General features: G+C 37.5%; 24 protein-coding genes. 7 read left to right on the forward strand and 17 right to left on the reverse strand.

Annotated elements, in window-relative coordinates; genetic code table 11:
- Nucleotides 1–162: 162 nt before the first annotated feature.
- The 3 genes from pulA to pepV all read right to left on the reverse strand — a co-directional run bounded on the left by pulA (nucleotide 163) and on the right by pepV (nucleotide 4,972).
- The gene (gene pulA / locus J4P91_RS16860) at nucleotides 163–2,304 is read right to left on the reverse strand and encodes a type I pullulanase (protein WP_207995039.1); all 2,142 of its coding nucleotides are present in this window, start codon (nucleotides 2,302–2,304) and stop codon (nucleotides 163–165) included.
- Between the two features lie 426 nt (nucleotides 2,305–2,730).
- On the reverse strand, nucleotides 2,731–3,285 hold the full coding sequence (thpR, locus tag J4P91_RS16865; RefSeq protein WP_207995040.1) for an RNA 2',3'-cyclic phosphodiesterase: 555 nt from the start codon (nucleotides 3,283–3,285) through the stop codon (nucleotides 2,731–2,733).
- A 280-nt stretch (nucleotides 3,286–3,565) separates the two neighbouring features.
- On the reverse strand, nucleotides 3,566–4,972 hold the full coding sequence (gene pepV / locus J4P91_RS16870; RefSeq protein WP_207995041.1) for a dipeptidase PepV: 1,407 nt from the start codon (nucleotides 4,970–4,972) through the stop codon (nucleotides 3,566–3,568).
- 357 nt (nucleotides 4,973–5,329) lie between these two features.
- On the opposite strand from pepV, the gene J4P91_RS16875 reads away from it, so the two are divergent.
- Nucleotides 5,330–5,551 (forward strand): DeoR family transcriptional regulator, encoded by a 222-nt coding sequence (locus tag J4P91_RS16875; protein ID WP_000805512.1) that lies wholly within the window; start codon nucleotides 5,330–5,332, stop codon nucleotides 5,549–5,551.
- Nucleotides 5,552–5,641: 90 nt separating this feature from the next.
- Here the strand turns inward: J4P91_RS16875 and J4P91_RS16880 are convergent, their stop codons facing one another.
- The gene (locus J4P91_RS16880) at nucleotides 5,642–6,370 is read right to left on the reverse strand and encodes a pseudouridine synthase (RefSeq protein ID WP_207995042.1); all 729 of its coding nucleotides are present in this window, start codon (nucleotides 6,368–6,370) and stop codon (nucleotides 5,642–5,644) included.
- A 43-nt stretch (nucleotides 6,371–6,413) separates the two neighbouring features.
- Nucleotides 6,414–8,066: a putative polysaccharide biosynthesis protein gene (locus tag J4P91_RS16885; protein WP_207995043.1), complete on the reverse strand. Its 1,653-nt coding sequence runs from the start codon at nucleotides 8,064–8,066 to the stop codon at nucleotides 6,414–6,416.
- Between the two features lie 150 nt (nucleotides 8,067–8,216).
- Here J4P91_RS16885 and J4P91_RS16890 point away from each other — a divergent pair, with 150 nt between their 5' ends.
- Complete coding sequence (locus J4P91_RS16890; RefSeq protein ID WP_207995044.1) at nucleotides 8,217–9,488, forward strand: BaiN/RdsA family NAD(P)/FAD-dependent oxidoreductase; 1,272 nt, start codon at nucleotides 8,217–8,219, stop codon at nucleotides 9,486–9,488.
- Nucleotides 9,489–9,599: 111 nt separating this feature from the next.
- Nucleotides 9,600–11,033: an MDR family MFS transporter gene (locus J4P91_RS16895; RefSeq protein ID WP_207995045.1), complete on the forward strand. Its 1,434-nt coding sequence runs from the start codon at nucleotides 9,600–9,602 to the stop codon at nucleotides 11,031–11,033.
- Nucleotides 11,034–11,125: 92 nt separating this feature from the next.
- On the opposite strand, the gene J4P91_RS16900 is transcribed toward J4P91_RS16895, so the two are convergent.
- The 4 genes from J4P91_RS16900 to J4P91_RS16915 form a co-directional block, all read right to left on the reverse strand.
- Nucleotides 11,126–11,449 carry an ArsR/SmtB family transcription factor gene (locus tag J4P91_RS16900; RefSeq protein ID WP_003208744.1) on the reverse strand — a complete coding sequence of 108 codons (324 nt, stop codon included), beginning with the start codon at nucleotides 11,447–11,449 and terminating at the stop codon, nucleotides 11,126–11,128.
- Nucleotides 11,450–11,878: an SRPBCC family protein gene (locus tag J4P91_RS16905; RefSeq protein WP_207995046.1), complete on the reverse strand. Its 429-nt coding sequence runs from the start codon at nucleotides 11,876–11,878 to the stop codon at nucleotides 11,450–11,452.
- A gap of 317 nt (nucleotides 11,879–12,195) precedes the next feature.
- Nucleotides 12,196–12,378 (reverse strand): sporulation protein Cse60, encoded by a 183-nt coding sequence (locus J4P91_RS16910; RefSeq protein WP_207995047.1) that lies wholly within the window; start codon nucleotides 12,376–12,378, stop codon nucleotides 12,196–12,198.
- A gap of 1 nt (nucleotide 12,379) precedes the next feature.
- A complete protein-coding gene (locus tag J4P91_RS16915) occupies nucleotides 12,380–12,616 on the reverse strand; it encodes a DUF2553 family protein (RefSeq protein ID WP_207995048.1) in 237 nt (78 codons plus the stop codon).
- A gap of 288 nt (nucleotides 12,617–12,904) precedes the next feature.
- Between J4P91_RS16915 and J4P91_RS16920 the strand changes: the two genes are divergently transcribed.
- Nucleotides 12,905–13,399: a CarD family transcriptional regulator gene (locus tag J4P91_RS16920; RefSeq protein WP_087958016.1), complete on the forward strand. Its 495-nt coding sequence runs from the start codon at nucleotides 12,905–12,907 to the stop codon at nucleotides 13,397–13,399.
- Between the two features lie 92 nt (nucleotides 13,400–13,491).
- Here the strand turns inward: J4P91_RS16920 and J4P91_RS16925 are convergent, their stop codons facing one another.
- From J4P91_RS16925 to J4P91_RS16945, 5 genes are all read right to left on the reverse strand, one after another.
- On the reverse strand, nucleotides 13,492–14,661 hold the full coding sequence (locus tag J4P91_RS16925; protein ID WP_207995049.1) for a nitrate/nitrite transporter: 1,170 nt from the start codon (nucleotides 14,659–14,661) through the stop codon (nucleotides 13,492–13,494).
- 91 nt (nucleotides 14,662–14,752) lie between these two features.
- Nucleotides 14,753–14,986 carry a molybdopterin converting factor subunit 1 gene (moaD, locus tag J4P91_RS16930; protein WP_017153811.1) on the reverse strand — a complete coding sequence of 78 codons (234 nt, stop codon included), beginning with the start codon at nucleotides 14,984–14,986 and terminating at the stop codon, nucleotides 14,753–14,755.
- Complete coding sequence (locus J4P91_RS16935) at nucleotides 14,983–15,453, reverse strand: molybdenum cofactor biosynthesis protein MoaE (RefSeq protein ID WP_207995050.1); 471 nt, start codon at nucleotides 15,451–15,453, stop codon at nucleotides 14,983–14,985. Before J4P91_RS16935 ends, moaD begins: the two co-directional genes overlap by 4 nt.
- Nucleotides 15,450–15,965: a molybdopterin-guanine dinucleotide biosynthesis protein B gene (mobB, locus tag J4P91_RS16940; protein WP_243763886.1), complete on the reverse strand. Its 516-nt coding sequence runs from the start codon at nucleotides 15,963–15,965 to the stop codon at nucleotides 15,450–15,452. The genes J4P91_RS16935 and mobB overlap by 4 nt, the downstream gene beginning before the upstream one ends.
- Nucleotides 15,935–17,224, reverse strand: a complete 1,290-nt coding sequence (locus J4P91_RS16945) for a molybdopterin molybdotransferase MoeA (RefSeq protein WP_207995052.1) — start codon at nucleotides 17,222–17,224, stop codon at nucleotides 15,935–15,937. Before J4P91_RS16945 ends, mobB begins: the two co-directional genes overlap by 31 nt.
- Before the next feature lie 95 nt (nucleotides 17,225–17,319).
- Between J4P91_RS16945 and moaC the strand changes: the two genes are divergently transcribed.
- Complete coding sequence (gene moaC / locus J4P91_RS16950; RefSeq protein ID WP_017153807.1) at nucleotides 17,320–17,811, forward strand: cyclic pyranopterin monophosphate synthase MoaC; 492 nt, start codon at nucleotides 17,320–17,322, stop codon at nucleotides 17,809–17,811.
- Nucleotides 17,812–17,842: 31 nt separating this feature from the next.
- Here the strand turns inward: moaC and J4P91_RS16955 are convergent, their stop codons facing one another.
- From J4P91_RS16955 to J4P91_RS16965, 3 genes are all read right to left on the reverse strand, one after another.
- Nucleotides 17,843–18,856, reverse strand: a complete 1,014-nt coding sequence (locus J4P91_RS16955) for a molybdopterin-synthase adenylyltransferase MoeB (RefSeq protein ID WP_017153806.1) — start codon at nucleotides 18,854–18,856, stop codon at nucleotides 17,843–17,845.
- Nucleotides 18,857–18,872: 16 nt separating this feature from the next.
- A complete protein-coding gene (gene moaA / locus J4P91_RS16960) occupies nucleotides 18,873–19,886 on the reverse strand; it encodes a GTP 3',8-cyclase MoaA (protein ID WP_207995053.1) in 1,014 nt (337 codons plus the stop codon).
- A gap of 278 nt (nucleotides 19,887–20,164) precedes the next feature.
- On the reverse strand, nucleotides 20,165–20,506 hold the full coding sequence (locus J4P91_RS16965) for a winged helix-turn-helix transcriptional regulator (RefSeq protein ID WP_017153804.1): 342 nt from the start codon (nucleotides 20,504–20,506) through the stop codon (nucleotides 20,165–20,167).
- Between the two features lie 139 nt (nucleotides 20,507–20,645).
- Between J4P91_RS16965 and J4P91_RS16970 the strand changes: the two genes are divergently transcribed.
- Both J4P91_RS16970 and J4P91_RS16975 read left to right on the forward strand, forming a co-directional pair.
- A complete protein-coding gene (locus J4P91_RS16970; RefSeq protein WP_207995054.1) occupies nucleotides 20,646–21,317 on the forward strand; it encodes an NAD(P)H-dependent oxidoreductase in 672 nt (223 codons plus the stop codon).
- A gap of 229 nt (nucleotides 21,318–21,546) precedes the next feature.
- Complete coding sequence (locus tag J4P91_RS16975; RefSeq protein WP_026049336.1) at nucleotides 21,547–22,245, forward strand: Crp/Fnr family transcriptional regulator; 699 nt, start codon at nucleotides 21,547–21,549, stop codon at nucleotides 22,243–22,245.
- Nucleotides 22,246–22,439: the final 194 nt, after the last annotated feature.

The raw sequence follows: 22,439 nt of genomic DNA on the forward strand, positions 1-22,439 counted from the left end.
TTAAACGAAAGAAAACTTGGCATAAGCCAAGAAATGAGGACAAACGAACCGCCCATCCTTTTACTTTATTTTACAAAACCAATAATAGAATGACAACTTATCGAAATCGTCACCTTTGTCAATTCTACATTTATTACATTCTCATCGTCAAGTAGCGATTTGTCACATTATCGCCAATATATACGAGCTAATCGGAGCCATTTGAAGTTCACTTCCTTGAAATGAAGAAATTGGCTGTACTTTTGCTTTTGCACTATCTGCTAATACGTACCACATTTCGTGTTTCGGCAATGAAACTGTTTCTAATTGCACACCATTATGAAACAAAACAACAATTTCCTTCCAAGGGCCGAACTCTCCTACATTTTGTAAATGATACCCAACAACAGTAGAAGGCGCTTGTAAAAATGTCATATGCTTCTTTATAAGGTGAGCCGCCTGTAAACGGAACGCTCTATGCGCCTTACGAATTGCGATCAACCCTTGTATATAAGAAACTGTTTCCATTTCTTTCTCTTTTTGATCCCAATCAAGCTGATTAATTTCATCAGGCGCATTGTAACTATTTTCATTCCCTTTCTTAGAACGATAAAATTCTTGTCCTGCATGTAAAAATGGGATTCCTTGTGAGAGTAATGTCATCGCTGTCGCTAGGCGATGGCGCCTTTTTTGCACTTCTTCCGTTTCCTGATTACTACGCACGAGTTTATCCCACATCGTCATATTGTCATGACATTCCACATAATTAATACTTTGAATAGGTTCTAAAAATAATCCGTCTCCTTTTTCATTTGCAAGACTTCCTGTTAACACATATTGCAAATGCGTGAGGTCTACACTTCCTCCAAATGCAAAACCACGTTTACTTACATCAAACGTACTTCCTTTTATCGCATCACGAAATTGATCGTTGAACTGCGCAATTTGCGGCATTTTGTTTGCATTGTTAAGCGTTGCCTTCTCTTCTGCTGGAAGCGGCGTTTGTAAATCCCAGCCTTCCCCTAATAACAGCGCATCCTTTTTTATTTTCCTTACTTCCCGTTCTAATTCATTCATCGTTTCTACATCTAAAACTCCCATTAAATCAAACCGAAAACCGTCAACTTTATATTCAGTAAGCCAATATAAAACAGAATCAACAATAAATTTCCGCATCATTTTTCGCTCTGATGCTATATCATTCCCAACTCCCGTTCCATTTGATGGCATGCCATTTTCATCATGTCTGAAATAATATCCTGGTACAAGTTTTTCAAAAGATGACGTTTCTCTTTCATATACATGATTGTATACAACGTCTAAAATTACGCGGAGTCCATGTTCATGAAACTTCTCAATAAGCTGTTTACAATCCTTGATTCGGTTATAAGGATTGGCAGGGTCGCTTGCATATACTCCCGTTGGAACGTTGTAATACAATGGGTTATAGCCCCAGTTATACGCTGCAAACGGCTGTGTTTCATCTACTCCAGCAAAGTGGTGAAGAGGTAAAATTTCAACATGTGTAATTCCTAATTTTTTTATATAAGAAAAGGCCGTTTCTGTCCCAAGTGTCCCCTTCGTATTCTCTTCTGTTAATCCCTTATATGTCCCCTTTTTTTCCACACCACTATTTGGATGCATAGTGGCATCACGAATATGCAATTCATAAAGAATTGCATCCGTAAAAGATTCCAGTTTAGGTAATGCAGTTTGTTCTTTTATATATGTCTTCGCGAGATCAATCACAATTCCATACTTACCGTTCACCGATACAGATTTTGCATATGGATCTACAGCTTCATTCCATATTAAATTAATACAAACGAGAAATGTGTATCGTGCTAATTCAAAGTCCCCTTGTAAAACATGAAACCAAACACCATTCTCTTCTCTTTGCATCTCATAATCCACATACTCTTTATCATTTTTATAAATTCTTACTTTTGCAAGTCTTGCGGTAGGTGCCCACATTTTAAAAGTTGTTTTTTCTTTTCCATAACAAGCTCCTAAATCGCTACCATCATAATAGTATTTCTCATCAAATACAGCCGTTCGAATAACCGCTCCAATTTGTAAATCTGTTTCTTCATTTCGTTCATCTCGCACTGTATAATACTTTCCTACATCAATTGGATAGTCTATATAACATTCATACTTCGTTGCATCTGGGAGAGAAATGATTTGAGCAACTCTAAGCTCCCATACATGATTTCCTTCCTGCATAAAAAATGTCCGGCTTGTTCCATACGTATGCGGGAGCAAAATTGTAATTTTATTCATTTCATCTAAATAGGCTTCAAATGGACGCTTTACTTTCAGCATAAAAAATCACCATCATTCTCGAAATTAAAGTGAAACTATGAATACAAATTGAAAAATCGACATAAAGCTTCTCTTTTTAGGTGGGAGAGAGCAACTGGCCATTCATAGAAGCGGTCAGACCCTCTTCCTCCCCCGTGCAACGTTAAAACAAAGAGAGAAAACTAGTGAGATCACTTTTTGCTTTACATAGCAGGGGATTTTGTATTAAAAAATCAAAATTGATTTATATATCTGTAAGAAATAGGTATCCTCTAAAGATAAAGTGAAACTTCCATCAGTGAGGGTTTTCTTCATCCCCCACCCAGCTTCCTTGTTTCTTTCTGAATATTGAGACGGGGTTCTTACTGCCCGAAAATAACAGGATAAACCGGACGTTACACAAACTTACTATTTCCTATAGTATATTCACATTCATAAGAAACGTTTTTACACTTTAAGGTTCTGTAACTTTATTTCATAAATTGGCTTATACTTTGGAGTTTGATGGACGTGAGACTCGTACAACGTAATGGTATCAGCCTGAAACAATACCGTATCCAGTTGCTTCAGATTTTTAGGATTAAACTTTTCTTCTCCCATCCACTTACGGGCAACAGTAATATGCGGATGATAGGGACGTGTTTCAAGCGAAAAACCATTTCTCTCACAAATCGCATGCACCTGTTTTTGCAAATCAAATAACGCTTGATTTTCTTTTAATCCAGCCCAAAATATGCGCGGGCTCTCTACTAGGCCGAATGTAGAAAAGTTTTGCAGCGTGAGATTTAACTCTGGTGTATTCGCAAGGAGTTGTAATCCTTTCTCTATTCCTCGCAATTGTTCCTGCGCCGCGCTCCCTAAAAAAGCAAGTGTAATATGGTAGTCTTCTTTATGTACCCATGAGCGAAATGGTAACCTGTCCTTCATTTCCTCTTTATAATTTGCAAGTATTTCTTTTATATGATGCGGTAAAGTCACTGCTAAAAAATAATGTGGGACCATTTATATCTTCTCCTTTTTTGTTATTGTTGCTTTTCTTTTGTATCTCATTCAATTGAACAAGAAAAGGATAAAAAGAATCCGCTCCCTAAATAAGGAGCGGTCATATTTCACAACAAATAAAGTGAAACTTCCATCAGTGGGGGTTTCTTCATCCCCCACTGATGGTTAGCCCTCACGAATCGGGCTTTTACGGGTAGTTGTCCCCCACCTATCTTCCTCGTTTCTCTCTGAATCTTGAGGTGGGAGTCTTACTGCCCTAGAATAGCGGGATAAAATTAGGTTATTTCGCTAATTCATAAATTGCTTGTGCATAAATCGCTGTCGCTTTTAGTAAATCTTCTATTTCAATATATTCATCCTTTTGATGAGCAAGTTCCTCTTTTCCAGGAAATAGCGGACCGAATGCTACACCAGCTTTTAATGAACGAGCATATGTACCACCGCCGATTGCTAATAGCTCTGCTTTCTCTCCTGTTTGTTCTTCATATACACGTTGCAATGTACGAATTAAAACATGATCTTTATCAACATGGTGCGGACGTGAGTTAGAATAATCTGCTACTTGGAAGCCCTTATTGCCGACATAGTCTTTTAATTTCTGCACTGTCTCTTCAAAATTCGTTGTTACTGGATAGCGTACATTTAAACCTAAGTTCCCGCCTTCTTCTTTCGTATAAGAAAGGCGCCCCACATTCACTGTTAATGGTCCGCTAATTTCATCTTTATAAGCGATTCCTGCTTTTTCTCCAAGCGTATCATTCGTAAACGTTTCTGTAACAAATGCCGCAAATGAAGCTCCTTTACCGTCAAGAGCAATCGTTGTTAAAAAGTTCGCTAACAAGAGGCCTGCATTTTCACCTTTTTCAGGAGTAGAACCGTGAGCTGAAACTCCTTCTACTTGCAATGTCACAGTATTTCCTTCTATATTTGCTTTACCTGTTTTCTGAGCAGTTTGTAAGTATTGTTCGTAAGCATTTGCAAGTTCCGTTGCTTTTTCAGTCGTAATTACTGCTTCAGCAAAATCAGGAACCATATTTAAACGACGACCTGAAGCAAATGAAACAAGCTCATATTCTCCGCCTTGTGTTTCACTATTCTTTTGCACAACTTGTATATCAGAAATTCCTTTTTCCGCATTAATAATAGGGAAATCTGCATCTGGTGCAAAACCAATCGTTGGCATTTCTTCATTTTTGAAATAATGATCTACACACTTCCAGTTGCTTTCTTCATCCGTTCCTAAAATCATGCGAACGCGTTTTGAAAGTGGCAATCCTAATTCTTTTACAATTTTCATTGCATAATAAGCCGCCATTGTTGGCCCTTTATCATCAATTGCACCGCGTGCAAAAATCTTTCCATCACGAATGTCAGCACTGTATGGAGGAGTTGTCCAGCCCTCTCCTTCTGGCACTACGTCAACGTGACAAAGAATACCAACTAATTCTTCTCCTTGTCCCATTTCAAGATGCCCTGCATACCCTTCTAAATTTTTAGAAGTAAATCCTTCTACTTCCCCTTTATGTAACATGAAGGCTAATGCTTTCGCTACACCTTCTCCAAATGGTGCACCTTCTTTTGCTGTTTCTTCTTCCCATACACTTTTAATTTGCAAGAATTGCTGCACGTCATGAATTAATTCATCTTTTCTTTTCTCAACTTCTTCTGTCCAATTAATTGCTGACATAACTCATTCACCTCTTCTATATTCTCTCTTTCATCATAGCAAACGAAAATCCGATATGCCAACAAGAGAACATCCAATAACGAATAATTGTAACATTTCAGATATTTCTCATTAGTTTTTCTTTTATTTTTCTAAAAAAATTTGCAGGAATTTGACGGTTTACGTAGAAATTTATGTGATAGTTGATAGAAGAGACATAGAATGTCAACTACCAATATTTTTCTATTTTATTATTTGTTAAACTTTTGTAAAATTTAACTAGGTTAAAGCATGAAATTTGTCAAGTAGAGTACAATGGAAGTAAAGACCTTCTTTCCTGAATGGGGTCAAAAAAACTAGTAGAGGAGTGGTTTTCTCTTGAAACCTACGACTACTCGTATGCTAACACGCATTAAATCAATTTATATGTACATCAATGAAAATGGTACGGTAACGACGAAAGACCTTGTAGATGAGTTCGGGATCACACCGCGAACGATACAACGTGATCTGAATGTGTTGCAGTTTAATGAGCTCGTGTATAGCCCTTGCCGCGGTAAGTGGACAACAACAGGAAAGAAAGTGAGAATGACCTCATAACGAAAACAATTGTATCTAAAATATAATACATACCCCTTTCTGTGAAATCAGAAAGGGGTTCTTTCTATTTTTTTGGAATCGGTCTCACTCTTAATTCTCTGTTTGAACTTGATATGTTTTTAACATTTCAACCTCTTCATCTGTCAATTCGCGGTACTGACCAAGCTCTAATTCTTCATCTAATACTAAAGGCCCCATCTCTGTTCTCTTTAAGTAGACAACTTTTTTCCCAACAGCTTCAAACATACGCTTCACTTGATGGAATTTTCCTTCTGTAATAACAAGCTCAATTTCAGAAACATCGTCACTTTTCAGAATCGTAAGATCGCCTGGTTTCGTTTCATAGCCATCGTCTAGAATAACACCTTTTGCAAATTCTTCGACATCTTTTTCTGTTACTACTCCAGCTACGTGTGCATAGTACTTTTTCGGTACGTGCTTTTTCGGAGATAGTAATTGATGCGCAAGTTTCCCGTCATTTGTTAACAATAGAAAACCTTCTGTATCAATATCAAGTCTTCCAACTGGAAACGGATCGAAGATTGCATCTTCTAATTCTAATAAATCCACAACTGTTTCATGGTTGTCATCTTCTGTTGCGGAAATGACACCTTGTGGTTTATGCATCATTAAATATACGAATTCTTTATACTCAACAATCTCACCGTGAATGGTAACCTCTTGTTCTTCTACATTCACATGAAACTTCGCATCTTTCACTGGCGTTCCATCAATTTTCACAACGCCGTCTTTCAATAATTTCTTTACTTCTTTTCTACTTCCATATCCCATGTTTGCTAGTAATTTATCTAATCTCAATTCATTCACCTTCTTTATTATCATAGAAAAAGGGGACGCTTTTTTACGCCCCTTTTGATTTAATCTTTATTTTCAACTTACTACCAAGCTTACGCTGAATCTTCTCTAAAGCTTCTCCGCCAAATACTCTTTCTAGTACTCCCATGCGGATCGCTAAAAATCCGTAAGCAAGGCCACCAATACCTGCACAAATCGCAACTGTAATCAGTGCACCAATACGACCATCAGGCGAAATCACAAAGGATAAAATTCCTTGTGATAATTTTACGACAATGACCATTACAATTGTTAAAACTGCAATTTGGAACGTTCTCTTATATACAACACCGAATGAATAGTGTGCGTATTTACGAATTTGTCTATTCGTATACCAAACAGAAGCTAGGAACCCAACAGCTGTTGCTAAAACAGCTCCAACTGTACCGAAGTAACGAATAAAAATCATATTACATACAAATTTCAAAACAACCCCCATAGCAAGAGCGATAATCGCGTGCTTCTGTTGATTAATCCCTTGCAAAATGGCTGCTGTTACTGTAAATAAAGCAAATAATAACGCAACTGGTGCGTACCACATAAGCACTTGTCCACCTAGTGGATCTGCCTCGTAAAACGCTGTATAAATCGGATATGCAAGCGTAGAAATACCAACTACTGCAGGCAATGTTAAAAACATATTTGCTTGGAATGTTTGTGTTATTTGTAGTTTTAAATAACGGTATTGTTTTTCTGTAAACGATTTTGTAATCGCTGGAACGAGCGTTAAGCTAAATGCCGTTGCTAGGGAAACAGGAATCATAATTAATTTATGCGTCCACATCGTAAAAATACCAAGTGCTCGCTCTGCAATATCCCCTTGCCCAATCGCTTGCATAATAGAGTTAAATGTTAATGTATCAATTTGTTGATATAAAGGAATTGTTAATCCAATGACAACATACGGAATTGCATATGCAAATAATTCTTTAAATAATTGAACCGTACTTACTGTTGATTCTGGTACAGTTTGTTCAATTAAATATTGATCTAGATGCTTTTTGCGTTTTAACCAGTACCAAATTAACACACCAAGTGCTCCCACAGCTGAAACAAACGCTGCGAAAGTTGCCACTCCAACTGCTGCTGCTACTGATCCACCTATTACTTTAATGACAATAAAACTACCCGCTAATAAAAAGATAATGCGAATAATCTGTTCAATAATTTGCGATACCGTCGTCGGTCCCATTGATTGATGCCCTTGGAAATAACCACGAATTAAGCTTGCTGCTGGTACAACAATAAGTGCAAAACTTACGAGGCGAATAACCATCGTAACTTCTTCTATACTATTGTGTACACTTTGTTTACCAAGCATTGCCTCAGCAAATAATGGCGCAGACATATAAAGGACTAAGAAGGAAAGGATTCCTGTTGCAATCATCATAATCATTCCTGAACGGAACATTCTCCTGCTCGTCTTATAATCTCCAAGCGCATTATATTTAGAAACAAACTTTGAAACAGCAAGCGGCACTCCCGCCGTTGCAATACTTAAAAAGATCGTATATGGAATATATCCATACGTATAGAGCGTTCCGCCTTCTGTGCCAACTAATGCATGAAATGGAAAGACGTAAATCATGCCTAAGAACTTAACTAAAAAAGTTCCTAACGTCACAATAAGCGTTCCGCGCAAAAATTTTGAATCGGACATAGATGATCCTCCTACATATATAACGCTGAACTCTAACCTTTGTATTGTACCACAATTCTTCAGAGAAACAGCATATCACCGTATTTTTCTTTTCTATGAAAACATGCTATTCTTTTAGGCAGGAAATGTAGAAAATGAGGTCGATATATTATGCATTATGATGTTATTGTCATCGGAGGAGGCCCATCAGGATTAATGGCTGCCATCGGTGCTGCTGAAGAAGGCGCACGCGTCTTGCTTCTTGATAAAGGAAATAAACTAGGTCGTAAACTTGCGATTTCCGGTGGGGGTCGCTGTAACGTAACAAACCGATTGCCACTTGATGAAATTGTGAAACATATACCAGGAAACGGCCGCTTTTTATATAGCGCCTTTTCTATCTTTAATAATGAAGATATTATTACATTCTTCGAAAAACTTGGTGTAAAGCTAAAAGAAGAAGACCACGGCCGCATGTTCCCAGTATCTAATAAAGCACAATCTGTTGTGGATGCTTTATTAACGAGACTAAAGGAGCTAGGCGTTAAAATCCGCACTAACACACCAGTTGAAACGATAGAATATGAAAATGGCCAAACGAAGGCCGTTGTACTCAAAACAGGTGAAGTTCTTGAAACAAATCACGTTGTAATCGCTGTTGGCGGAAAATCTGTCCCTCACACCGGTTCAACTGGAGATGGTTATGCTTGGGCTGAAAAAGCAGGACATACCATTACTGAACTTTTCCCAACGGAAGTACCAATTACTTCAAACGAACCATTTATTCGGGATCGTACATTACAAGGACTTGCTTTACGCGATGTAAATGTAAGTGTATTAAACCCCAAAGGCAAAGTTGTCATTTCTCATAAAATGGACATGCTCTTTACGCACTTTGGTATTTCCGGCCCAGCTGCTCTTCGCTGTAGTCAATTCGTCGTAAAAACGATGAAAAAATTTAAAATGCGCGCTGTAGAAATGAGTATCGATGCACTGCCTGAAGAAAATAGCGAACAGCTCTTCCAGCGCATGATGAAACAAATGAAAGAAGAACCGAAAAAAGGAATCAAAAATGTGTTAAAAGGATATGTTCCTGAGCGTTATTTCCTATTCTTATTAGAAAGAAATGGAATTGATGGCAGCGAGCAGGCTGGGCAAGTTTCTCACGAAAAGATCCGTGCACTTGTGAAAGACTTCAAAGAGTTTAAAGTAACAGTAAACGGCACACAGCCTCTTGAAAAAGCATTCGTTACAGGTGGTGGCGTTTCTGTTAAAGAAATTTATCCGAAAGAAATGGCTTCTAAATTAATGAACGGCTTATACTTCTGCGGAGAGGTTCTTGATATTCATGGCTATACAGGCGGCTATAATATTACTTCTGCTCTTGTCACAGGAAGAATCGCAGGAACAACTGCAGGGCAAAATGCGAAAATGCAATACTAAAAAAGAAACAAGGGTGAACTCTTTCCACTCTTGTTTCTTTTTTGTTGCTTTATATAGCTAAGTAGCTTTATATTTTATAATGTTGAATAATCGAAACAAAGGGGAAAACATATGCGAAAAAAAGTCATGATATCTTTAATGCTAATGACGTTCCTTTCCGCTGTGGAAGGAACGATTGTAAGTACAGCAATTCCTCGTATAACGAGCGACTTATCTGGCGTCGAACTTGTGAGCTGGGTGTATGCAATTTATATGCTAGCAACAGCTGTCTCGACTCCAATCTACGGAAAACTAGCCGATTTATTCGGCCGTAAAAAAGTTCTTCTCATTGGGGCAGCAATCTTTTTAATCGGTTCTGCACTCTGCGGAATCGTTACATCAATGGAACAATTAATCATCTTTCGTGCTCTGCAAGGTGTAGGTGCCGGGGCTGTTATGCCAATTACAATGACGATTATCGGCGACTTATATAGTGAAGCGAAAGATCGTGCAAAAGCACAAGGCTGGATGAGTGCTGTTTGGGGTGTTTCCGGTGTTATCGGGCCACTAGTAGGTGGATTTTTAGTAGATTCCCTATCTTGGCGCTACATCTTCTTCTTAAACGTTCCATTTGGAATTCTTGCTTGTGCGATGATTGCGATCTCTTATAAAGAGTCGATTAAACCAGCAAAACATCATATCGATTATCCTGGTGCAATCATCTTCTCACTAAGTACAATTGCGTTACTCTATGCACTCTTAACAGGAAGCAGTAAGCAAAACTGGGGCGACATTACAATTATTGGCCTCTTAATCTTTGCGGCTGTTTCATTCATTATTTTCTTATTCGTTGAGAAAAAATCTCCGGAACCATTAATTCCGTTAGCACTTTTCTCTAACCGTACTTTATCAACTGTAAACATATTAACACTTATCGCTGGTGCGATGATTATTAGTATTACAATGTACCTGCCAATTTGGAGCCAAGGTGTATTAGGAAAAAATGCGACAGAAGCTGGACTTATTCTGATGCCAATTCCTGTTATGTGGACATTCGGCGCGATTTTTTCTGGAAATTTAGTTGGTAAGTTACAAACGAAACAAATCATTTTACTTGGAGCTAGCATTTTATCCATTGCTACCTTCTTGTTATTTACATTATCAACTCATTCACCAGCATTTCTAATTTATGTTGCAGTCGGACTATTCGGTTTAGGAATGGGACTTATTACACCAATTTATATGGTAACCATTCAAGCAGCTGTCCCTGCACATACACGCGGTACAGCAGTCGGCTTAAATACATTTATTAATACATTTAGCCAAACATTAGGTGCCGCTGTCTTTGGAACTATCTTTAATACGATGATCCACGCGCAAGGCATACAAAATGTTGATTTGGTCTCTGGAGGACACGGAGGCACAGCAAATGTAGTAACAAAATCACAAGAAGTATTAGCTTCGAGCGTACATGTTATTTATATGAGTACATTTGTGCTCGCACTTCTTACGCTATTCATCGGTTGGCTTCTATTAAAGCCAGCTGTGCAGACAACTGAACAGTAAAAAAAGAGGATGATCGTTCATAGCGACCATCCTCTTTTATATTTCGACGCAACTCTCATATATATCGACGATTCGACAATATATAGTAACACTTACTCTTCATGTTCCACCACATATTTCAGCATAGACAATTTATTATTCCAAAACTGCTCATAATAGGAAAGCCACTGCTGTAATTCAGCTAACGGCTCCGGCTGCAAGCGATATATTTTTTCTCTCCCAACCTTTCTTCCGCTCACTAATTTCGCTTCTGAAAGAATGTGAAGATGCTTCGCTACAGCTGTACGGCTCATCGGGAAATGATCTGTTATTTTGGAAATCGGTAATTCTTTTTCGGTTAATAACCGGAGTACTTCTCGGCGCGTTGGATCAGCAATTGCTTGAAAGACATCATATTTTGCTGCAGATGAGGACACTTAACCCTCAACAACCTTTTTCAGTTTTTCATTTACAATTGCTACCCAGCCACCTGCCATTCTATCGCGAATAACAGAACTTTTCTCGTTCGCTTTCGAAATTGTCTCATCAGACTGTTTCCATCCGCCATGGATAAGAGTAAACTCCGTTTTATCTCCTAAATCTTTTAAAATAAATGACACTATCCAACCATCTGTATCCCATGAAAAAGATAAACGGTGAGGCTCATCAATTTCTAACACTTTGCATGGTGATGGGCCAAAAGGTGATTGCACATGAAATTCATGTCCTACTTTTGGTTCAAAGTCATTTGGCATAAACCAAGATGCAATCCCTTCTGCAGTAGATACCGTACGCCATACTTTTTGAATAGACGCTTCAAAAATAACCGTTTGTGTAATATCTTGTAATGTATTTTGCTGTTTCATATTATGTCTCCTTTATTAGGCGTTAAATATAACACCTTTTAGTTTCGTTTTTTTATGATATAACACCTTTTGGTTTTGTGTCAAGAAATCTCCATTCGAACCAATAACAACAGTCTTTCTCTGATCTATGTTTCCATTTATACAATTTCACAATGACTGTTGAGAAGTTCTCAACAGTCTTTCGACAGGACAAACACACAGCTCTACATTTCCTCATAATATACTCACAAAAGCAACGCAATCCATTATGAGTACTTTACCAGTTCATGTAGCTCCTTCTTAAAAACATAAAAAAGAGCTGGCTCCCCAGCTCTTTTTTATGTTTTATATATCACCATCGCCGAAAAACAATAAATTTGATTTTCATCGTCATTAATGGATACACCAACTTGATATTTAATATCTACAAGCTGTTCTTCATTCAGCTTCTTCAGAAACACATTTATGGAGTCTTCCAAGTCCTTTTCATGACTTTCATCGAACACCTTAACGCGAATCATGTTAACACCATCCTAGATCGCAGCCCTCCGCCGCTTGATTATTGCCACGGTGCGTATCTATGATGCGATAAAACTTACCATCTTCATATATATATCCGTCTTCTAACACATATTGCTTATCTTCAGTATAGACATAAAACTTACCTATCATAAATTTACTTGTATATAATTCTAAATAATTTGATTTAAATCTTGCTACTACCTTATTCGTAATATCAATTTTAATTGTGCGTCCCACCTTTCACCCCTCCTTTAAAAAGAACGGATTTAGGTATATTGTATTAACGATTTTACATTTTATGAATAAAAAGGAGTGGATATGCCCCTTATTTTTCTCCAGACATTTCTGAGAATACTCACTCCATTCCATATGCAGCTCTTTCAACAAAAAGTGTGATTCATTTCCATCTAAAAACGCAATAAAAAAACCACCCTGAAATCATTGACACACACATAAAACATATGATAATATAATAAATTTGATATTTTTATCCATATATGTTATCATTACATATAGTTACCACATATGGAGGTGGATGATTTGTTTCAAATCGGCGATAAAATTGTTTACCCTATGCACGGAGCAGGAATAATCGAAGCAATTGAGGATAAAGAAGTGTTAGGAAAAACACGTCAGTATTGTGTAATACACATGGTTATTAGCGATATGCAAGTGATGATTCCTATGGATAAAGTAGAAAATTCAGGCATACGTTTCGTTGTCGATAAAAATACATTAAACGATGTATTAGTTGACATTCATAATGGTGAAGCTGACCACTCACTCTCATGGAAACAAAGATATACTATGAACATGGAGAAAATGAAAAACGGGAATCTTCTAGACGGTGCTGAAGTTGTTCGCGATTTAATTCGCCGCAATAAAGAAAGAGCATTAAATGCGAGTGAAAAGCAAATGTTAGACAACGCGCGCAGAATTTTAATTAGTGAAGTTGCACTTGTTCAAGATGTTTCAGAAAATCAAGCTACCGATTTTCTACAAGATACTATCAATCATTAATACACGAATCCCTAATTTGTATAAATAGCGTTCGGCTATTTTTTTGTTTATATAAGAAAAAGATGTCTGCTCACAGACATCTTTTTCTTATATTATTTACTATTTAACATCACTAATAGCTTTTCTTGACTGTACATCCATACTGTAATAATTAAACAAGCAAGCGCTACTTCTGATAATGCCATGAATCCAATTGCATAATGACCAGTTAGTTGGAATAGTAAGGTTAAAATTAATGGTGGGAAAAATCCTCCTAATCCACCTAAAGCTGCGACAAGTCCATTCACAACCCCGGCTTGTTCAGAAAAGTACATCGGTACGAGTTTAAAGATTGTTCCGTTTCCAATTCCTGCACAAAATGCGACAAGTAGGCAGCCAAATGTATATACGTTCATACTTGGCATAAACGATAAAACAATGCCAGATAGCGTTAAACCGATGAATACAAAAATTAATATTTTAAACGGATTAAATTTATCACCGAGCCAACCACCAATTGGGCGCATGATTGTTGCTAATACGATAAATCCAGCTGTTCGCATGCCCGCATCTACTTTTTCTAATCCAAAGTGAGATACTAAAAAGTTTGGTAAGTATACTGTAAATGCAACAAACGATCCAAAAGTTAAGAAATAGAAAATACATAAGAACCACAGTTTTTCATTTTTGTATACACCTTTTAACTGTTCCATTAATGGTGTATTTACTTTTCGCTCCCCGCGATCACCTAATAAAAAGTTAAGAAGAGCAAAAACAGCTAGTAAGATTAAAAAGGATTGTACAGTTGCTCTCCAGCCAAATGAAGTTGCAATTACAGGTGCTAAGAATGATGTAACCGCTGTTCCTGCGTTACCTGCACCGTAAATACCATTTACAAAACCGTGACGCTCTTTCGGATAATATTTCGGCAAGGACGTTACACCTACTGAGAACACAGCTCCGCCGATTCCTACAAATAAACCACCAATAATTAAATCCATCATAGAGTTCGCAATGCTAATATAAAAGACAGGGAATAATAAAATAATAAAGCTTATAAAAAATAATTTTCTCGCTCCGTAACGATTGGTCCAATAACCAATTGGAATTCGAAGCACTGACCCTAAAATAACAGGTACTGCTGTAACAAGGGAAATTTGTCCTGCTGTTAATGCAATGTCTACTTTAATAAACGGCATTAACGAAGATAAAATCACCCACACCATAAAACCAATGACAAGATTAGAAGTTTGTAAACCTAATTGAAAATTCGGACTTCTCATCTTTTTCGCCTCCTATTTTGTTCAATATTTCACAATTTATATTAATTCCCTCCAGTCTAATCACGGAATTCCGTGATTAGACTGGAAAAAATCAACCACCGCTTACTGGCGGAATCAATGCGACAACATCACCAGCTTTGATTTTGTCATCTTCATTTGCATATTCTTCATTGATAGCGACCATAATTTGCTCTGAAACTGCTATGTGATGTTCCTTTGTAAGGATATCTTTTAGTTCTGCAACGGTAATATTTTCACAGTCTATTTTCAGCTCGTTTGTTCCGGCTTCTTCTTGCAAATGCGCAAATAATAATACTTGAATCATTTTCTCATCTCCTTTTCAGGTTCCCCATTTGGATATGGCGTTTTTTCTAATTGATCACCAATCCATGAGTCGCCATCTTCCCAAAACTCTTTTTTCCAAATCGGAACAATTTGTTTGATGCGTTCCATAATATATTCATTTGCTTCATACGCAGCTTTTCGATGCGGCGTTGATACGGCAACAACAACGGCAATATCAGAAATTTGTAATGTACCGATGCGATGTGTAATCGCAACGTGTGTCCCAGGCCATTTTTCTTTCACTTCACCTCCAATTTTCGCAAGCATTTTCTCTGCCATTGTCTTATAAGCTGCGTATTCTAAATATAATGTACGGCGCCCTTTCGTGAATTCTCTAACAGTCCCAATAAAGGTTGTCACAGCACCGCATTCACGACGAATCACTTTATTTGTAACATCTTCAATCGAAATTGGTGTATCGATTACTTCATAATACATATGTGTCATTGTGCACCCCTTATCGTTTGTACGAACCATTTCATATATGATTCTTCCTCTGTTATATGAAATGTTTTATATGTTTCTTGTAAATTTTGCATAGCGTCATCCCATGTAATAACTGCCATCACATTCTCCACTTTATTTAATAAAGCAATATCTTCAATCGAGCGAAGCAAAACCACCTTTGGATAATTTTCTGCTTTATATCCTTCAATTAAAATGAAATCCACTTCAAAAAATTCATATAATCGAATGATCTCCTGTAAAGACCACTCATCCCGAAGAGAAGAAAGTGATAATAGTCCAGCTCCCTCTACAGCGCTCACGACAGCACCCGCTTGCCTATGTCGTTCACTATCCTTTTGCGGTACTTCCGGATAGCCACCATGTCCGTGATGCTTAATTGTGGCAACTTTCATACCTTCCTCCGCAAAAGCTTGAATCAATTTCTCCATAAGCGTCGTTTTCCCGCTATTTTGATAGCCAACTATTTGTAAGATTGGAGCGGTTCTGCCCAAGGCCACTCACTTCCTTGACTTGATTCTAGTAATAGCACTGAAACTTTCATTCCCGCTTCAAATCCTCTTGTTCCTCCTGGGAGTACAATAAAAGCATTGCTATCTGCAAGAGAAGAAATCGCACTTGATTTATCAAGTCCTACTGGCATAACTTGTAGCTGTCCATTGATAGACTCTACTTTCCCCCTTACAAATCGTGTAAATGGATTTGCCTTTGAGAAATCTTTTTGCAGAATAGCATCTGCACGATATGCATGCGGTTCTTTCGCGTGAAAGAATGCTTGAATAACTGGATGAACGAGTAATTCAAATCCAACATAACAAGCAGATGGGTTACCAGATAACCCAAACAACAGCTTTCCATTTACTTCAGCTACCGTTGTGACACTCCCTGGTCGCATCGCGATTTTATTAAAAAGAACATTCGCATGTAATTTTTCATAAATCGCAGGCAAGTAATCGTAATCGCCTACCGAAACACCGCCCGTTGTGATTAAAATATCCACTTCATTCATCGCGGTTTTCACTGCTTCATAGCAAGCTTCTAAATCATCAGCAAGTTGTCCATAATACCTTACTTGCCCACCAGCTCTAGCAATTTGTGCTGCGATCATATAGGAATTACTGTTTCTAATTTTTCCTGGTTCCAGCGCTTCATGTACTTCTAATAGCTCACTTCCCGTCGTTACAATCCCAACAACAGGCTGTTTTATAACGTTCACTGAACTGTAGCCAAACGTCGCTAAAAGTGCTGCTACACCCGGATTAATCTTCGTACCTTTTTTTACAAGTATTTGATTTTGTTTCACATCTTCACCTTTAAACGAAACATTATCACCTGCTTTTAAAGAACGCTTTAACTTCATATACGTTTTACCGTTCTGCTCAAACCCTTCCGTGAGTTCTAACATCACAACTGCATCACAATCTTTTGGAATCGCTGCCCCTGTCATAATGCGCACAGCTTGAAATGCCTTTACTTCATCTATAAAAACAGAGCCAGCTCCGATTTCTCCTATTACTTCAAATTCAATGGCATGATTGTGCCCCGCCTCTTTTGTATCTTCCGCTCGAATCGCAAATCCATCATATGGAGAGCGATCAAAATGCGGGACATCATGATCCGCTACAACATCTTCTCCAAGAATTCTTCCATAACTTTCCATAATAGAAATTTTTTCTGTTTCACCTTGCTGGGCGTATTTCATTACCCGTGCTACTGCTTCAGCAACTGGAATTGGTACTCGTTTTTCTAACATCTTTTTCACCCCATATTTGCAAAATATCACATCTTGATTACACTTTATATTGTACAATGCTAATCATAATAGCAATTACTTCAAGGAGGTATTCCATGTCTTCATTTACTCATTTCAATGACCAAGGCCGTGCAAAAATGGTCGATATTAGCAATAAAAAAACTACTGTGCGAACAGCAATTGCTCGCTCTAGCATTCTTGTTACGAAAGAAATTTATGATAAAGTCACTCATAATGAAATTGGCAAAGGCGATGTATTAGCCGTCGCACAAATTGCTGGTATTATGGCTGCCAAACGTACTTCTGATATTATTCCGATGTGCCACCCTTTACTTCTAAAAGGAGTAGATGTTTCCTTCGATTGGGAAACGGTTAAAGAGAACTACCGTTTACAAATTGAAGTAAAAGTAAAAACAGAAGGTAGTACAGGTGTCGAGATGGAAGCTTTAACTGCTGCCTCTGCAACCGCGCTTACCGTGTATGACATGTGTAAAGCTATTGATAAAGGTATGATTATCGGCGAAACATATTTACTTGAAAAAACAGGCGGAAAAAGTGGAGATTACGTTAGAAATTCACATTCCTAATCCCCAGAACCTAAAGGAACCTCCTTTAGGTTCATCCTATATATCTCGCATATAATCGTTTCGCTACTTTCATATCATTTGTCCCATGAATAAAAGCCCTGCCATCTGTAAATAAAACAAATCGATATTCATCAATTGGAAAGGATAATAAATATGGTGTTGTTTGCACATTCATACTTTTTTGTAAGCGCTTTTTAATTTCTTCTAAATTAAGAAGTTGCGGCACTCCTGGACGGATTTGAACTGTATTTCGTCCACATAACACCTCTGTTTTCATCTGTGATTCAAACGTTAAACTCGGGTACGTGCGCAGTTTTCCACAAGATAAACACGTATCTTTTTTCTGCCTATTCACTTTAAACGCCATATGCTGATTGTTCCAAAGATCAAATGATAGCATCGTTTCACGAAGCGCTCCAAAATCTTCTACCAATATTTTAAGTGCTTCTGTCACTTGATGGCTGGTGACCAATTGTACAGCTGGCTGTATAATTCCCGCCGTATCGCATGTTACACCACTAGTCGGATGCTCCATCAAACAGCGAAAACATGGTGTTTTCCCTGGAAGAATTGTATATGTGACGCCATAACTTCCAACACATCCTCCATATATCCAAGGAATATTGTATTTTTGCGAAATGTCATTAATAAGAAGACGTGTCTCAAAATTGTCAGTCGCATCTAATATTAAATCCACATTCTTAATTAACTCTTCCATTTCTTGTACCGCTACATCTGTTACGACTGGTACGATTTCTACTTCAGAATTAATCTGCCTTAAACGTTCGGCAGCTGCAACTGCTTTCGGCTTATACTGCTTTGCATCTTCTTCTGTATATAACTGCTGCCGCTGTAAGTTACTCCACTCAACATAATCACGGTCAGCAATCGTTAGTTTTCCAATTCCCGCCCGAACAATTGCCTCTGCATTTGCTGCTCCTAATGCACCGGCACCGATAATGAGTACATGCTTTTCTCTTATTTTCCTTTGTCCTGCTTCACCAACTCCAGAAAATAATATTTGTCTTGAATAACGCTCCTGCACGCAGCATCCCCCTTTCTTATCCTCCGATATAAGACATTTCAATTTTCGGACGATTATTTGCACTTTCTTCAGTCCGCTCATCAGAATACCGGTCCTTTCGATATTCCCATACATTTTGCACGACCTTTAATAAATCTGTATCCGAAATATCTTCTCTAAGCAAGCTTCTTAAATCTGTTCCCTTCGTCGCAAATAAACAAGTATAAAATTTACCATCTGCCGAAATCCGCGCTCTCGTACAAGAAGAACAGAAAGATTCAGAAACTGAAGTGATAAATCCAACTTCCGTATCACTGTCGGTATAACGATAACGCTTCGCAACTTCTCCAAAATAATAGGGTTCTACAGGTTCAATTGGATATACCCCGCTAATCTTCTCGATTAACTCTTGTTTCGTAATAACCTGCTCAAAATTCCATCCGTTCGTACTGCCAACATCCATAAACTCGATAAAGCGAAGCTGAATTCCCTGTTCTTTGAAATAAGCGGCCATCGGAAGAATTTGACTATCATTCATTCCTTTTTTCACGACCATATTCACTTTCACATCAAGTCCAGCTTCTTTTGCTGCCGCAATCCCTTTTAGCACAGGTTTTGTACTAATATTCCGGCCATTAATTTTACGAAACACATCATCTTCTATCGCATCTAAACTAACATTCACTCGGTGCAGTCCCGCTTCTTTTAACGCCTTTGCTTGCTTTGTTAAATGAATGCCATTTGTCGTCAGTCCAATATCTGTTAAGCCATCTAGCTTCGCAAGTCGCGTAATAAGCTCTGGCAAATCTTTACGTAGCAATGGTTCACCGCCCGTAAGCCTAATTTTCTTTACACCCATGCCTACAAACAATTTTGCTAATCGCTCGATTTCATCAAATGTAAGCAACAATTCTTCTTGTAAAAATGCATAGTCAGGTCCGAATACTTCAGCTGGCATACAATATGTGCATCTGAAATTACAACGATCAATGACAGAGATGCGTAAATCTTGAAGCGGACGCCCTAAAGAATCTGTAATCTTCTCGCGCATCGTCACCCCTCCTTTTCTGCTAGATTCATATCTGTCTTCATTCTATTATAATATATTTTCAAACTGCGATGTTTTTGCTTGAGTTCTTTGTTCGCTTTCTATATGTTTTTATTTGTTTTTATGATAATAAAGGCAAATGATATATGTTGTGATATTTCTCACATCATATACGCCATTCAAAAATTCTTCACAAATCTGTTCGTATTTTGTTCACATTGTATAAAAATCTCGACACCTAACCCATTATAAAGAAGGGGCCAATATAAGTTGCATACTTTTTACTGCTTTTGATCCACTTGTACTTGCGTCCGATATTCGTCGCCCCACTCACGCATAAGTGTAATAATTGGTGTAAGAGATTTTCCGAATTTCGTTAAAGAATACTCTACTTTTGGCGGAACTTCTTTATATACTTCCCGGTGGATTACCCCAGCCGTTTCAAGTTCTCTGAGCTGTCTTGTTAACATGCGCTGCGTAATACCAGGCATCAATCGTAAAAATTGATTAAAGCGAATCTCTTTGGCATTCATTAAATGAAATAAGATAACTCCTTTCCATTTGCCACCGATTACATCTAGCGTTACTTCTACTGAACAACGCTTTATATCTTGCTGTTCCATTTTATCACTCTCCATTAGTATACAAATTGATACTATATGCTAAAAATGTGCGTACTTACATCATTCATTGTACTATTGTAGAATCAATTTTGTAATCAACTTACTAAGAAAAAGTAAATTATTAAAGGTGGTTATTTAAATGGAACGTAAAAAAGAAGAAATTTTAAAAGCCTATCACTTTAGACATGCGTGTAAGGAATTTGATGTAAATAAAAAAATCTCTGATGAAGATTTTCATTTTATTTTAGAAACCGGTCGACTGTCTCCGAGTTCATTTGGTTTTGAACCTTGGAAATTTGTTGTGATTCAAAACCAAACTCTTCGCGAAAAACTTCTCCCTGTAGCTTGGGGCGCTCAAAAACAATTGCCGACAGCGAGCCACTTTGTTGCTATATTAGCTCGTAAGAAAGAGGATATGATTTATAACTCTTCCTATATTTCTAACTTTATGAAAAACATTCAGCATCTTCCCGAGGAAGTTATTACAATGAAACGTGGTTTTTATAAGGAGTTCCAAGAATCAGACTTTCATTTATTAGATAGTGACCGCGCAATGTTTGATTGGGCTTCTAAACAAACATATATCGCTCTTGGTAATATGATGACTGCAGCTGCTCAAATCGGCATTGATTCTTGTCCAATTGAAGGGTTCAATCAAGAAAAAGTAGAAGCAGTTTTAAAAGAAGAAGGAATTATTTCAGAGAATACATTTGGCGTCTCTTGTTTAGTCGCTTTCGGTTACCGTACTGAAGAACCAAAGCACAAAAAAACTCGCCAAACAATAGATGCGGTCGTTGAATGGATCAAATAAAGTGAAACTTTAATTTCTTTGTTTTTGCTGAATTTTGAGGCGTGGGTCTTACTGCCCGCAAATAGCGGGATAACCTCAAAGAGTGTCTTTTCCAGACACTCTTTTTTAGCATTAAAAATACCTTGTTCACAGATAAAAATACACTTATCACTTATAATAAAAAAGATATTTCTTGCATTTTCACCATACTTACATCCAAAATAAGAAGTAGACTGCTTTAAAAAGAAAGGTGATTGCTGTGAATCGTACGGCATTATCAAATGATTTAAAGGAATTACTTGCATCTGTTGAATATAAAAGGCAGATCAATAAAGGAAGTTATATTTTCCAAGAGGGTGTGGAGGCGAAAGAACTCTATATTATTCACTCTGGGAAAGTTCAAATTAGTAAAATTAGTGCTGATGGCCAAGAATTAACACTTCGCATTTGTTCAAAGCACGATATTATCGGTGAATTAACATTATTTACGGACAATGCAAAGTACTTATTAAATTCGAAATGCCTAGAAGACGTTGAAGTGGGCATCATTAAGCGTGATGCTTTAGAAAAAGCATTACTCCAAAAGCCGGCCCTTGCATTTGAATTTATGAAATGGATTAGCGAGCATTTAAGGAGAATGCAAACGAAATTCCGTGATTTAGTGTTGCATGGTAAAAAGGGTGCCCTTTATTCCACACTCATTCGTATGACAAATAGTTATGGTGTATTAAAAGAAAATGGGATCCTCATCGATTTACCTTTAACAAATCAAGAACTTGCAAATTTCTGTGCAACATCACGTGAAAGTGTAAATCGTATGTTAAATGATTTAAAAAAACAAGGAATCATTTCCATTTATAAAGGAAAGATTACCATTCATAATTTGCAATTTTTAAAATGCGAAATCGCCTGTGAAGATTGCCCCGCCTCTATTTGTAGCATTGAGTAGCCTCTCTATTTGAGACGCTGCTCTTTTTTCTTTCTTCCTTTACTCTATGTAGAAAACCTCTTCTACGATGTGTAAAACATCACACTCTCCAAAATTTCATATAATTTTTTTGACAATCTGTTGAACTGTGACAGATATCACATCTCTATTTTTCACACTCTTTTATATTGAATGTTAGTAAGAGAAACGTATTA

The sequence above is a fragment of the Bacillus sp. XF8 genome, from assembly GCF_017498755.1.
Classification (GTDB): domain Bacteria; phylum Bacillota; class Bacilli; order Bacillales; family Bacillaceae_G; genus Bacillus_A; species Bacillus_A bingmayongensis.